This window comes from Nocardia jiangxiensis NBRC 101359 (assembly GCF_000308615.1).
GTDB lineage: Bacteria > Actinomycetota > Actinomycetes > Mycobacteriales > Mycobacteriaceae > Nocardia > Nocardia jiangxiensis.
The window spans coordinates 847,740-861,702 of the sequence record NZ_BAGB01000041.1; the positions used below are offsets into that span (position 1 = coordinate 847,740).

Genomic DNA, 13,963 nt, shown 5'->3' on the forward strand with positions numbered 1-13,963 from the left:
ATCGTGGAGCCGAGCAGATCGAGGAAATGCGGAATCATTGCCGGGGACCTTTCCGTCTCGCGAGGGTGATATGCGCCGGTTGTGGCGCGGATGCGGGTGCGGCATCAGCTGCCGCACCCGCCGAACATCTGATCAGGTATTCGACACGAACGGTGCCCCGGATGGGCCGAGTCCTCGCCCGAGGACATGATCCGGGCCCGTCAGATGCCCAAAGCGCGCGCGAATCCGGGCCAGGCCGCATGCAGCGACTGCTGCCAGTAGGGCCACGAGTGTTGACCGCCGGGCACGTACTGGAAGGTTGCCGGTATACCCAACCGGGTGGTCGAGGCCTGCAACCTGCGCGTGCAGTTCGCCACCACCGACTCCAGCATCCCGCCCGCGGGCGGAGTCACCCCGGCCACATCCGGGCCGCCGGTGCCCGCACTGAGGTACAGGTCCACCCCGCGTAACCGGGTCAGGTTCGCATCGGTGGACGGATCGTTGGCCGCCCAGCCGGGCGAGCCGTCCGGACCCCACATGTTCCACGGATTACCGCCGCCGGAGGCGACCACGGCCTGCACATAGCGTCGACCGGGATCGGTGCTGGTCTGCGCACATCCGCTGAACGAGCCCACGGCCCCGTACAAACCGGGTGCGGCCTCGGCCAGCGCCAGGGCCGAGGTCGCCGACATCGATACGCCCGCAATGGCATTGCGCCCCGACGCGCCGTACGCGGCATCGATGATCGGCGGCAGTTCGCGGGTCAGGAAGGTGGTCCACTTGTTGCGCCCCAACACCGGATCGTCGGCCTGCCAGTCGGTGTAGTAGGAGTACCGGCCGTCGAGCACGGTGACCACATTGACGTTCTTGTCCGCCGTGAACGGGATCAGATCGGTCTGGGTCTCCCAGGAGGTCTCCTTGCCGCCCCAGCCGATCCCGTCCTCGGCGCCGTCCAGCAGATACAGCGTGGGCCGCGGGACGCTGGTATCGGCCGCGCGGATGACATCCAGCGCGATCACCCGGTTCATCGCCGCGGAGTACACGTAGACCGTGGCCCGCCGGGCATCGACGCTCACCGTGTGATCGATATGCGATCCGTCCGCCGAGGAGGCCGGAACCTGTGCCGCGCCGGCGGACACCGGCGCCAGTACCGGAACGGCCGCGAGTGTCAGGACCGCCGCCGCGAACCGTAGTAGCGTGGCCAGGCGTCGCCCGGCCGTCCCGCGGGTGTGATCGTTCATACCGCCGCCTCACCGTGTACCCGGACAGAGTGCGGCACCATCGCCACAACGGCGTGGCACCGTCGAGGCAACGCCCGGGTTACCCGCCCGAGTTCCGCGAACACCGAGAATGCGGCGCAGATCACCAAGATCAACCGCAGTGCATGGCCGTACTCGCCGCGAACGCCGCCGAACCCTCGATTACCGGCCAGTACTGTGATCAATCACTATGAACGCGCAGTACCACATTCCCAAACATCACGATGGTGCAGGAAAACTGCCATACGGAATCTCGAAACAATTACGGTGACATGGCAGGGCAGTAACGCGGGGGTGGAAGGGAGTTCGCCAATGTCTGTCACCACTCCGGACCGGCCGGGCCTGACCATGTCGGGGCGACCGATGTCGCTTCCGCTCAAGGACGTCTGGGCGCTATCGCGACAGATGGTGGGCCACTTCGTCGAAAACGTAGCACCGTGCGGGACATTACCCGGCGACGCGATCTACGGCGACGTCACCACCATCACGCGCACCTGTCTGGAGCTGGCTGTCAGCATGCTGGACGGCAAGGACGTGCGCGCCAAGACCGAGCGGCTCGAGGACGCCGCCGGTCAGTGGGCACGCGAGGGCGTACCCATCAACACCATCCATCACGCCATCCACGAGGGTTTCAAGATCGGCCTGGATCTGGTCACGGGCGCGGCGGTGCGGCATCAGTCGCTCGGCGCCGAGGCCGGAAGCGAACCGATGCTCACCCTGAACACCGCCGACTACGAGAACCTCGTGGACGGGGCCAAGCGCGTGGTGGAGATGCTCGACACGATGACCACCGCTGTCTCGGTGGCCTACGTCCGCGAGCTCAAGGCGGTCGTGAGCGAACATCACACCGCGGTGCACACACTCACCTCGGCGCTGCTGGGCGGGCATCCGACCTCGACGATGGCCCGCGAATGCGGGATCGAGATCGCCGAGCGGTACCGCGTCATCGCCGTGGCGATTCCGCCGCATCCCGAGGAGGCCAGCCCGATGCTGGACTCGAAAGTGGTGGCACGGCGCAAACTTCGGCGCGTGCAGGCCGAATTGGCCTTGCGCTGTGGCGAATCCCTGTTGTCGCTGCTGTCGGTGGACGGCGGCACTCTGCTGATTCCGGCCGAGCAGTTCGACGACGAGGGCCTGGAGAAGCTCGTCGGCCGACTCTCGCACGCCGCCCGGGTTCCGGTCACCGCCGCGGTCGTCACCACCACGTCCGCGGAGATCCCCACCGCCGCCGATCAGGCGCATCAGCTGCTGGACATGGTGCAACGGTTGCAGTCGGTGCCGGGACTGTACCGATTCGACGATCTGGCTCTGGAGTATCAGCTGACCCGGCCGGGTCCGGGCCGCGAATATCTCGGCTCACTCCTGGATCCGCTGGACGAGCACGCCGAACTGCTCGACACCCTGCAGACCCATATCGCGCACAACCTCAACCGCCAGCGCACCGCCCGGCTGCTGCACGTGCACACCAACACGGTCGACTACCGCCTCAAGCGGATCGGGCAGCTGACCGGTTTCGATCCCACGCAGGCCAGCGGCCTGTGGTATCTGCGCTCGGCTCTGGTCGCCCGCACCTACGGGAGCTGACGAGTAGTCCGGCGCCCGCCTCGAGGGGGCGGGCGCCGGGCACCCGGCCGAATCCGATCACGGTTCGGGTGTTATCCGATCATGTTGCGGGCGAAGTCGTTTCAGCGCTCGCGCGTGGAATCGGGCCGGATCCGCCCGGCCTCGACGAGCGTGCGGTACGCGGCGCCCTTACGCGGGCATTCCTCGCGCAGGCAGCCTCGATGCCGCTGCATCGTCAGATGCGCCTCGCTGACGGTCAACTGCCCCTCGGGGGCCTCGTGCGGCCAACCGGCCGGCCACAGTGAAATGTCCATATCAGTCGTCGTCCAGACCTGCGGAGAGGTACGCCACGGCATCGACCCATCGTGCGCACGTGAGCGCGTGTTCGACGCCGAGGATTCGGCGCGCGAGGGGATCGGTCAGTTCACCCGGGACATCACGACATACTCGCCCGTCGCCGAATCGACAAGGTGCCGAACGCATTTGCGTGGTCGTCGTCATCCGACTCCCCCTCCGCCGAGGCGTATCCCGGTGGCCGGCAAGACCATCCGTGATACCGAAAACATGATAATCTGAACGTGATAGATGTTAGCGTGATTATCACGCGAGGGCTACAGCAAGATTGCATTCGGCCCCGGAAGTGGTTGCCGCGGAAGGAGTTTCAGGCGCTCCGCCGGTGCGCCGATGCGCCATGGGTACACGATTACGCACGGCACGAAAACTGCTGCTGGGCCGCGAGATCGAGCACATGCTCAGCACCGCCGGGGTCAGCCAGAGCGAAGCCGCGAAGATCATCGAGACCAGCCAGAGCCGTATCGCCATGCTGATCGTCGGCACGGGTTCGATCGGCGTCGGCGATCTCGAACGCCTGGCCGCCGAGCTCGGCTTCACCGACGAGACCTATCTCGAATCGCTGAAAGAGCTTCGCCGCGACAATCATCGACGCGGCTTCTGGAATACCGGCTACCGCCGCGCTTACGTCGACGACCTACGCCTGCTGGTGGATCTGGAGACTCATGCCGGTCTGCTGCGGGTGGCCGAGGCCGAGATCATGCCCGGACTTCTGCAGTGCGAGTCCTACATTCGCGCACTGCACGAACCCGAGGCCACCCCCGACCCGGATCTCGACGCGGTCACCGTGGAGGAATCGGTGCAGGCCAGGCTGGCGCGCCAGGAGATCCTGCTGGCGCAACGCCCGCCGGAATTCCATGCGATCCTGTCCGAATCGTGCCTGCGCCGCGAATACGGCGGACGTTCGGTCATGGTCGAGCAGCTGGAACATCTTCTGGCACTGTCGAAACGGGCCAACATCCTGATCCAGGTGCTGCCCTTCACGGTGACCACCCGGGGCGCGGGCGCCGAGGACAGGTTCACCCTGATCCGCGTGCCCTCCCCCGGCGCGGCCGGTGATCTGGACATGGCGATCGTCGAAAGTCAGGGCGACATCCGCTATATCGACGACAAACCGGCCGTCACCGCCCGCGAGGCCGTGTGGTCACGGCTGTCCGCGGCAGCCCTGAGCGCCGAGGATTCGCGGCAGTTCATCGAACACGTCGCGCGCTCGTTCCGTCGCAAAACGTTCAACAACACATAAGCGCAGATCCACCACCACGAGTTCGCCGGACAAACCTGTCGGCGAACAATTCGACGACTCAACGAGATTCGACCACTCAACGAGGAGAGAGCATGTGTGCACACGCCCGTCCCCCGGCCCCGGCGGCCGCGCCCGAGTCGCGGGAGGCAGCGCGATGAGTGCCGAGGACTTCGAATCACGTGAGATCGATGCGACCCGCCCCTCGGCCGCGCGCATGTACCACTACTACCTGTCCGGCGAGGCCGTCTTCGATGTGGACAAGGTGTTCGGGGAGAGGGTGTTCCAGGCCATCCCCTATCTCGACGTGATGGCCCATCACAACCGGGAGTTCCTCCAGCGCGCCACGAAATTCATGGTCGCGCAAGGAATCCGGCAGTTCCTGGACATCGGCTCTGGCCTGCCGACGGTCGGCAACACCCACGAGGTCGCCGGGGCGCTGGATCCCGCGAGCCGGGTGGTCTACGTCGACAACGACCTGGAGGCGGTCAACCGGGCCCACGAACTGCTGACCGAGCAGCATGCGCTCGACCACACCGCGATCATCGAGGCCGATCTGCGACTGCCCGATGTCATCCTGGATCATCCCGACACGCGACGACTGATCGACTTCGACGAACCGATCGGTCTGCTCATCGTCAGCGTATGGCCGTTCGTACCGGACAGCGACCGCCCCGCGGAGCTGATGGCCCGCTTGCGGGACGCCCTGCCGACGGGCAGCTACGTGGCCATGAGCCATGCGTCCATGACCGAGGCGCCCGAGGAGCTCATCGCCCGGATGGCCGCCCTGGCCGACCTGTACCGCGAGACTTCCGATCCGGCGACGATGCGTAGCCGGGAACAATTCGCCTCCTTCTACGAGGGCTTCGAGCTGGTCGAACCGGGCATCGTGTACGCGGCCGACTGGCGGCCCGAGCAGCCCGGCGACCCGCAGGATCCGGCGCGGCCGTGTAATTTCGCCGCGGTTGGTTACAAGGGTTAGATACACCTGGTAGGTACGCGGGACCGCTAGTCCCGCGTATCTGCGTTTTTACTCCGTAGAAAGGGACACCGATGACGCTGCTACCTACCTTCACCGTGGGCGAATTCCGCAAGGCCGCACGCAGCTCCCCGAATCAGAACTGCGTCCGCATCGCCCGCAAGCAGGGGTGGACGGCCGTCTGGGACGACAAGCGCAGCACCGACGCCACCACTGCGGCGACGGCGCTGCCGGACAGTGAACTGCTCCTGCTCACCGATGCCCAGTTCGACAGCTACCAGGCCGCCGTGCGCGCCGGGGACAGCGGCCGCTCACCGCTGAACGTCACCCGGCGCACCGACGGCATGTACATCTTCCGCATCATGACAACGTCGTCGGATGCGGCACACACCGAAGTCGAACTCGTCTTCGATCAAGATGAACTCGACGCCTTCCACGACGGTGTGTTCAACCACGAGTTCGATCACGCCTGAGGCCGAGCCGAACACGTCGACGGCGGTCGCGTGGTCTCCGTATGCCGCTGGCACGTTCCCCCGCGACCGCTCCGATAAACCCCTTGCGCACCAACCACTTTAAGCGCATCTCTCGCCACGCGCACCCCGGTTGCACAGATCTCATCACCGCCCGGACGAACCGATCGTGCGCCGTCACAGGCGATTCACCCGACGCCCCTGGTCCGGCCACATCGATCCCATCTCGTAACGCCCACGGGAAATAGCCGAATCCCCTCGTGCGTTGCACGGACTCGATATGGGTGTGGAGCTGAAACATCTGCGATACTTCGTGGCCGTCGCCGAGAAGCTGAACTACTCGGCGGCCGCTCGCGGCCTGTACATCTCGCAGCAAGCGCTGAGCCGGATCATCCAGCAGCTCGAACGCGATGTGGGAGTACGCCTGTTCGACCGGACGACACGATCGGTCAGCCTCACCCCAGCGGGCGCGGCATTACTCGAATCGGTGCGCCCCACGCTGGCGATGGTCGACAACGCCATAGAACGCGCCCGCAGCCTAGGCCCCCGAACGGGCTGACCCTAACCCCCGGCGTGGCGCCGCCTTCACCACTCCGTGCCGACATCCTTGTGCCGCAAGGCATGCAGTGTGGCGACGGAGGATTTTCCCCTATCTGCAGGTTGGCCCGGGACTTCATCTCCGGCGGGTGAGCGGCGGCCGCAATCCGAGGTGTTCGCGCAGCGTACTGCCGGTGTACTCGGTGCGGTACGAATTGCGTTCCTGCAGTTCGGGTATCAACCAGTCCACGATTTCGTCCAGACCGGTCGGCACCAGGTAGGGCGAGATGTTGAAGCCGTCGCTGGCGCCCTGGCGCACCCAGCGGGTGAGTTCGTCGGCGACCTGACCGGGGGTGCCCGCGAATCCCGAACGGTGTGAGGTTTCGATGGCGACCTGCCGCAGGGTGAGGTTCCTAGCCTCGGCCAGCTCACGCCAGGCGCGGGCGATCTCGATCCGGTTCTGGCCGTCGCGCTGCGCGCCTCGGGTGCCCGAAATCGGGGACGGTGTGGGATCTTCCGGAGGTAGCGGGCCGTCCGGATCGCGATCGGACAGGTCCAGGCCCCAGACCTGACCCACCAGCGACAGGGCCGTGGGGCCGGTGATCTGACTCTCCAGTACCCAGCGAGCCTTGTCCTGGACCTCGGATTCCTTCTCCGCCAGCACGATCTGGGTTCCGGGCAGAATCTTGATGTCGTCCTCGGGGCGTCCGGCGGCACGCAGCCGGGCCCGGATGTCGTCGGCGAAGTTCGACGCCTCGTCGAAATCGGTTCCGTGCCTGGAGAAGATGACCTCGGCGTGCGCGGCGGCGAAATCCCGTCCCGCGGGGGAGTCTCCGGCCTGGAAGATGACCGGATGTTCCTGCGGGCTGCGCGGGAGCGTCGGGGTGATCGACACCCGGAAGTGGTCGGTATCGGCTCGAACCGAGCGCACCGAATCCGGTGTGAGCCATGCGGAGCTGTGGGACGAGGGCGCGATCGCGTTCTCGGACCAGGAATCCCAGATCTGCCGTGCGAGACTGAGGAATTCACCGGCCCGCTCGTAGCGCAGGGCATGATCCGCGAACCCGCCGCGCCGGAAATTCGCTCCGGTCCACGCGTTGTCGGTGGTGACCGCGTTCCACCCGGCCCGGCCGCCGGAGAGCAGATCCAGCCCGGACAGCTTGCGCGCCAGATCGGCGGGCTCGTTGTAGGTGATGTTCTGCGTCGCCACCAGACCGATGTGGCGGGTGATCCCGGCCAGGGCGGCCAACTGGCTGATCGCGTCGGGGCGCCCGGCGATGTCCAGATCCAGGATCCTGCCGTCCTGTTCGCGCAGCCGCAGCCCCTCGCCGAGGAAGAACGCGTCGAACAGTCCACGTTCGGCGGTCGTGACGATGCGGCGGAAGGTCTCGAAGTCGATCTGCGAACCACTGCTCGGATCGGACCAGATCGTCGTGTGGTTGACCCCCTGGAAGAAGACGCCGAGATGAATCTTCTTGTCCGGGAATCGGTCCTGGCTCACAGCTGCTCCTCCGCGTATCGGTTGGCCGGGCGCGTCAGGCCGAGATTGGCCCGCAATGTCGCACCCGGAACCGGCCGGTGCGCGATCGCCGTGCGAAACAACACCGGAAGCACCACTCGTGCCAGAACCGGCAGATCCTCATCGATCACGGCGGGATGCAGGCGAACCCCGTCGACGTGCCGGGACAGTCGGGTCAGCAGACGCACCAGATCGTCCGGCGAGCCCGAGAAATGCAGGCGGCCACGGGGTTCGACGGCAGCATGCGAGTCCAGCTCGGCCAGACGCTCGGCGGCGCTGTGGTCCGGAGTGTCCAGGGCGACCTCGAGGTCGACGAACACCAGCGCATCTCCCGCCGCGCGCTCGGCCGCCGAGATCGCTGTGTCGGGGTCGACTCCGGTCACCAGAACGACATCGGCGGATCCGAAAGAGTCTGTCCCCGAACCGGATATCGACTGCCCCGGGTTGAGATCAGACCCTGATGACGCGGGGCCGTGACCGGACTCGTCAGCGAACACCGTCGCACTGTGAGCGAAGACCACGACCTGCCCCTGCGGCGGCCGGGGCACGATCGCGGGGCCCTTCACCGAGAAGGTCTCGCCCTCGAAGTCTATGTAGTGCAATCGATCCCGATCCAGGAATCGACCGCTTCCCCAATCCCGGATCACCGCGTCATCCTCCCAGGAGTCCCAGAGCCGACGGGCCACCTCGATCGAATCCCGCTGCTCGCGCCGCACCTCGACCCCTGTGGTGCGCGGCACCCGCCCCCAGGCCGCCGCAGCACCGGGATCAACGGTTGCCAGCCACCCGGCTCGGCCACGGGACGAATAGTCCAGTGTCGCAAGCGCGGACGCGGTGTGGAATGGCTCGGCGTAGGTGGTGGCCACGGCCGGAACCAGCCCGAGTGTGCTGGTCGTCGCGGCGACGAAGGACGCCCGGGTCGGCGCATCGATCCGTCCGGCCGGACCGGCGTCGGGCGGCAGGATCGAATCATCGAAGGTGGCCAGGGTGAATCCGGCGTTCTCCGCGGCACTCACTCGCGCCTGCAGCGTCCGCGCGGACAGCAGCCCGGCGGGTTCGTCCCGCGACCTGCGCCACGCGGCGGGATGATATCCCGCGCCGTCGAGTTCGATCCCCACTGCGAAGCGGCTCATACCACGACGATCGTCGCACCGCCGCCCGGCGACCATCATTTCCCTCCGCGTGATCGCAACACCGGGAAGCCTCGACCGGGCGCACCGGCGCGCGAACGGCTACTGTGACAACGGTCATCCGTCGATCGGGAGGATAGCGATGAGTTCCACCGGCCTTGGTGCGAACGGCCTCGTCAAGGGGCTGGTCCGAGGGTTCAACAACGGTATGGTCGCCCTGATGCGGCTTCCCGTGCTGGGTGAGCGGATGAGCGGCAGCATGGTCGAGATCAGCTATGTCGGCCGACGCTCCGGCAAGACCTTCCGCACCCCCATCGCCTACCAGCGCACCGGAGACGACATCGTGATCGGCGTCGCCATGCCCGACAAGAAGAGCTGGTGGCGCAACTTCCTCGGCGAGGGCGCACCCATCACCCTGCACCTGCGCGAGGGCGACCGCACCGGACACGCCGTCACCACCCGGGACGAGAAGGGCGCGGTCACGGTGAACGTCCGCTTGGACCAGCCCGCCTGAGTCACCGATCGGATGCGAGAAATGGCCTGAGCCACAACTGTTTCGGCACGAGTGGCAACAGGCGTCACGACGAGTAGGAGATCTGGACCAGCTCCGGCTCCCGTGATCGGGTACGCAGAATTCCGCGGCCGGGAGAGAGCGTGTCGGCGCTCAGATCACCGGTGAGTGCCGTGGTCTCCTCGGCGGGTGCGCGCATCATCAGGATCGGCGTCGAAAGTTTGTTCAGGCACCCGAGTATTCCGCTCTCGAGCGCCTTGTCCAGACCGGTCGCGCGCCGGGTCATGACCAGATGCAACCCGAGGTCACCTGCCATCGGCAGAAATTCCTCCAGCGGCCCCAGCGGATCCGCACCGTCCGCGACCACCGTGTCGTAGTCGTCGACGATCACGTAGAGTTCGGGCCCCGCCGCACCCTCGCGAGCACGCCGCCCCGCCGGTTCGATCCCATCGATCCGATCGCGAAGACGACTGCGCAGCCGCTCGACCTCCGCACGCATTTCGGTGGGCACGGGAGTGGCGACGATCGCGGAGCCACCGTCCACCGAACGCACCAGCGCGCCCTGGTAGTCCACCAGCAGGATGCCGACCTGTTCCGGGGTCGCGTTCTCGAGCAGCCCGAGCAGGATGTTGCGCAGGAGTGTGGTCTTGCCGAAGCCGGTGTCGGCGAATGCCATCAGATGCGGATGACCGGCGAAATCCACTGCCAAGGGCGATAATTCGCGTTCCCCGAGTCCGACGACGACGTGCGCGGAATCCTGTACGACACCGGCGGCGCGCGCTGCCCGCTGGACCTCCGCACGGTGAATCATCCGCGGCAGCGGTAGCACCCGGGGCGCTTGCCGCGCACCGTATTCGGTGCGGATCCGGCGGACCGTCGCGGCCACACCCTCCGACAGCCGGTGCGCAGCGGTGTCGGCATCCAGCCTGGGCAGCGCGACCAGAAGATGTCGTTTATCAGGCGCCAGACCCCGGCCGGGACGGTTCGGTGGCACCTCGCCTGCGGCGTCCCGGTCCAGCCGGGAATCGGCGGGATCGCCGAGCCGCAACTCGATCCGGGTTCCGATGGTGTCCGGCAGGGCGAACTGGGTCCACGGCGGCAGCGTCACCACGACATGAATTCCGTATCGCGCCCCGGTCGCGGCAAGGGTCGAGAGGGCGCCCCCGAGCGCCGAATGATCCTGGTGGACGACGTCGAGGCCGTCCACGACGAGGAAGACATCACCGTGCGCGTCTGCCGAAATCGCGTCCACCGCTGGGTTTTGCGAGGCGACCTCCGTCGAATCGGCCTTGTGGGAACGGAATTCGCGCAACGAGCCGATATGCACGTCCTCGAACAGGCGCACCCGGCGGTCCAGGAGTCCGGCCACATCGAAGACGATGCGGCGCAACCCATCCGTATCCTGCCGCCCGGCGACCGCACCGATATGCGGCAGCTCGGCCAGATCCGCCAGCGCGCCGCCGAGGTCCAGACAGTAGAATTGCACCTGCTCGGGCGTACACAACTCCGCAGCGGCCATGATCAAGGTGCGCAGGACGGTCGACTTGCCCGATCGTGGGCCGCCGACTATCGCCAGATGCCCGGAATCCCCGCCCAGGTCGGCGACCATCACATCCAGACGGTGCCGCTCCGGGATATCGACGAGTCCGAGTGGCAGCCGCAACGCTCCCGGCAACCCCGCACCGGCGGCACCGTCCCACTGCCGCAAAAGCATTCCGACCGTCGGCGACTCGGTCAGCGGATCGGTCCACAACTGCCGCACCCGCGGGGCGCGCCCGGTGAGCGCCTGCGCCAGCAGCTCCACCATCGGGCGATCGATGGGATCGGCGCCGCCCACGGGCCCGGGGCCCGAGACGAAGGCCGCGCGGAAACGCGTCGCGATTCCCCCCGAGGTCCGGAGGTAGCCGTACCCCGGTATGCGGGGCAGATGGTAGGCGGCGGCGGTCTTCAGCAGCAGATTCGATTGCGCGAAGGAGAACGTGCGCAACACGATTCGATACGACAGGTAGCTGTCCAGATCACGCAATTGCCACTCGTCGGGACGTTGAGTGCCGAGTAGCAGATGAATTCCCAGCGACCGGCCCAGCCGCCCGATCCGCACGAGCATCTCGGCGAATGTCGACGTGCCCGCCACCAGATCCATGAATTCCTCGATGACGATCACCAGCGCAGGCATCACCGGCAACGACACCCCGGCCGCGCGGGCAGCCTCGTACTCATCGATGGTGCGGTACGGGCACTCGTCGCCGATGTAGCGCTGTCGCTCCGTGATCTCGCCGGCGAGCACCGCCTGCAGACGCTGCAACAGATACAGATCCCGTTTCGCACCCCGGACGTGACCGGCGACATGTGGTAGACAGGCCAAAGGCTCGAAGGTGGCGCGATCGTCGACCCCGACGAGCAGAAAGCTCACTCGCTCCGGCCCGTGTCGCAATGCCAGACCCAGCACGATGGTCCGCAGCAACTCCGATTTCCCCGCTCCGGTGGCACCGGCGACCAGACCGTGCGGGCCCGTACCGCCGTCGGCGATCCGCTCGAGATCCAACATGATCGGCTCGTCCGGGCCGACGACGCCGATGGGCACCCGCAAGCGGCGATCGCCGGCGCCGGACCGCCACCAGCGATCGGTGTCCGGCGCGGAGATATCGTCGATCTCGTACAGGTCGGTGAACTTCGCCTCGAGCTCCTGGCCTGCCGCACCCTGACCGGCCCGCGCGCGGTCACCCTGATCCCGGAACAGGTCCACGAGTTCGGACGCGCCGTCATCGGAATCGTCCGGCTCGGCAGGATCCGCGGCCGGTTCGCGGATGTCGGGCAACGCGATTCGGAACGGATGCTCACCGTGCAGCGCCCATCCGGCCCCGTCCGGGAGCCGGGGTACTCGATCCGCCGCGACCCGGGATTCACCGGACCGGTGCAGTCGAAGTTCGATCTGCACCGTGAGCAGCCGGGCCGCCCAGTCCGGCACCTCGTCCCAGTCCCGGCAGGTCGCCACCACGTGCACGGCGTATTCGGGTCCGGTCTCCGCGATACGTCGAACCTTCTCCTCCACGCCCGGCAACAGCGCGAAATCGTTCCAGCGGTCCAGAATCAGGAACAGATCGGGTACCGGACCGTCCGTCAATCCGCTGCGGGCCGCACGCAGCCGACCTGGGGAATCGATACGATGGCTGCGGTACAGCTTCTTCCGATTCAGGATCTCCTCGGTCACACCGATCAGCATGTTCTCCACCGCCGCGGCCTGGTCGTCGCCGACCACCTCGGCGACGTGCGGCAGATCGCCCATCGAGCCCAGGCGATTACTCGAATCCAGAACGTGGATGCACACCTCGTCCGTCGAATGAGTCAGCGCCAAGGCGGCCACGAGAGTGCGCAGCAGCGTGCTCTTGCCCGAGCCGGCGCGGCCGACGATCAGCAATCCGTGGTCCGGAGCGGCGAATTCGAGCTGAACGATATCGCCGGGCGCGCCGTCCGGCCGACGCTGGCGGCCGATCGGAACGCACAATTTACTTGTCCCCCACCAGCTTTCCGCGCGTACCCCGGAATCCCGCACCTGTTCGAGCGGCCCGAGCAGACTGCCGAGCAGGACGCGGTCGCCGCCGTTGGCCGCCCCCGGTCCGCGCCGAGTCTGTGCAATGTACACCTCGTCGTTCAGCAGGCCGTAGTTGCCCGGCGTCTGGCGATCCGTGCGGCGCCGGACCTCGTCCTTGACGTAGGCCCACAGGCTGTGGGTGCTGATCTGCCCCGAGCCGTTGCCCGCCAAACCGGTGGTGATGCCGTTGACGATGGCCGAGGTGAACGTCGACATCGGCATGGAATCCGCGGCGCCCGAACGGATACCGTCCTCGGCGATCTGTACTCCGGTGCAGGCGGTGAGCACGCAGACTCCTTCGCCCGTGGCCAGGTGTTCACCGACACCGTCGCCGAGATCCACCCCGGCCTTGAGCGCGTCACCGCTCAGGAATGCGCCGCTGTAACAGCAGTCCAGCAGGATGATCTTGGACGCGGCATTCGATTCGCGAATCATCTCCTTGATGAATGCGGACGAAACCCCGGAACTGCCGGGCAGATTCGCATCGGTGTTACTGGCCGCGAGATAGAGATTCTGACTGGTGCGAATGCCGTGCCCGGAGTAGTAGAGCAGTAGCAGATCCTCCGGGCCCGCACCGCGGAACATCCGCTCGATGCCGCGTTCGATCTCCATCTTGGATTCGTTGACGAGTATCTCCGCAGGCTCGAACCCACCGATCTCCGGTTCGTGCAACAGATTTCGCAGCGCTCGCGCGTCCGAGACCGGTGCGTAGAGCCGTGACAGGGAACGCGAGTAGAAGGTGTCGTTGGCGATGAACAGCGCGACCCGGCGACTCCGCAGATCGCTCATCGCTCGGCGGATCCGGCAACTGCCCGACGATCGCATCGACCTGC

At 66.7% G+C, this 13,963-nt stretch carries 11 protein-coding genes; 6 read left to right on the top strand and 5 right to left on the bottom strand.

Annotation, left to right across the window (positions count from 1 at the left end):
- Positions 1–200: 200 nt before the first annotated feature.
- Positions 201–1,220 carry an alpha/beta hydrolase gene (locus tag ON40_RS18030; protein WP_083895709.1) on the bottom strand — a complete coding sequence of 340 codons (1,020 nt, stop codon included), beginning with the start codon at positions 1,218–1,220 and terminating at the stop codon, positions 201–203.
- A 330-nt stretch (positions 1,221–1,550) separates the two neighbouring features.
- Between ON40_RS18030 and ON40_RS18035 the strand changes: the two genes are divergently transcribed.
- Positions 1,551–2,822, top strand: a complete 1,272-nt coding sequence (locus ON40_RS18035) for a PucR family transcriptional regulator (RefSeq protein WP_040823815.1) — start codon at positions 1,551–1,553, stop codon at positions 2,820–2,822.
- A gap of 101 nt (positions 2,823–2,923) precedes the next feature.
- Here the strand turns inward: ON40_RS18035 and ON40_RS18040 are convergent, their stop codons facing one another.
- On the bottom strand, positions 2,924–3,115 hold the full coding sequence (locus tag ON40_RS18040; protein WP_040823819.1) for a hypothetical protein: 192 nt from the start codon (positions 3,113–3,115) through the stop codon (positions 2,924–2,926).
- A 377-nt stretch (positions 3,116–3,492) separates the two neighbouring features.
- On the opposite strand from ON40_RS18040, the gene ON40_RS18045 reads away from it, so the two are divergent.
- From ON40_RS18045 to ON40_RS18060, 4 genes are all read left to right on the top strand, one after another.
- Positions 3,493–4,395, top strand: coding sequence for a helix-turn-helix domain-containing protein (locus ON40_RS18045; RefSeq protein ID WP_040823821.1), 903 nt, complete (start codon positions 3,493–3,495; stop codon positions 4,393–4,395).
- Between the two features lie 154 nt (positions 4,396–4,549).
- The gene (locus ON40_RS18050) at positions 4,550–5,374 is read left to right on the top strand and encodes an SAM-dependent methyltransferase (RefSeq protein ID WP_040823823.1); all 825 of its coding nucleotides are present in this window, start codon (positions 4,550–4,552) and stop codon (positions 5,372–5,374) included.
- A gap of 71 nt (positions 5,375–5,445) precedes the next feature.
- A complete protein-coding gene (locus tag ON40_RS18055) occupies positions 5,446–5,844 on the top strand; it encodes a hypothetical protein (protein ID WP_157186323.1) in 399 nt (132 codons plus the stop codon).
- Positions 5,845–6,121: 277 nt separating this feature from the next.
- Positions 6,122–6,400 (top strand): LysR family transcriptional regulator, encoded by a 279-nt coding sequence (locus ON40_RS18060; RefSeq protein WP_040823828.1) that lies wholly within the window; start codon positions 6,122–6,124, stop codon positions 6,398–6,400.
- Between the two features lie 114 nt (positions 6,401–6,514).
- Here the strand turns inward: ON40_RS18060 and ON40_RS18065 are convergent, their stop codons facing one another.
- Positions 6,515–7,879 (bottom strand): NtaA/DmoA family FMN-dependent monooxygenase, encoded by a 1,365-nt coding sequence (locus ON40_RS18065; RefSeq protein ID WP_040823830.1) that lies wholly within the window; start codon positions 7,877–7,879, stop codon positions 6,515–6,517.
- Positions 7,876–9,030 carry an LLM class flavin-dependent oxidoreductase gene (locus ON40_RS18070; protein ID WP_040824551.1) on the bottom strand — a complete coding sequence of 385 codons (1,155 nt, stop codon included), beginning with the start codon at positions 9,028–9,030 and terminating at the stop codon, positions 7,876–7,878. Before ON40_RS18070 ends, ON40_RS18065 begins: the two co-directional genes overlap by 4 nt.
- Before the next feature lie 139 nt (positions 9,031–9,169).
- On the opposite strand from ON40_RS18070, the gene ON40_RS18075 reads away from it, so the two are divergent.
- Complete coding sequence (locus ON40_RS18075) at positions 9,170–9,541, top strand: hypothetical protein (protein WP_051193215.1); 372 nt, start codon at positions 9,170–9,172, stop codon at positions 9,539–9,541.
- A 64-nt stretch (positions 9,542–9,605) separates the two neighbouring features.
- Here the strand turns inward: ON40_RS18075 and eccCb are convergent, their stop codons facing one another.
- On the bottom strand, positions 9,606–13,919 hold the full coding sequence (gene eccCb / locus ON40_RS48210) for a type VII secretion protein EccCb (protein ID WP_051193216.1): 4,314 nt from the start codon (positions 13,917–13,919) through the stop codon (positions 9,606–9,608).
- Between the last annotated feature and the right edge of the window lie 44 nt (positions 13,920–13,963).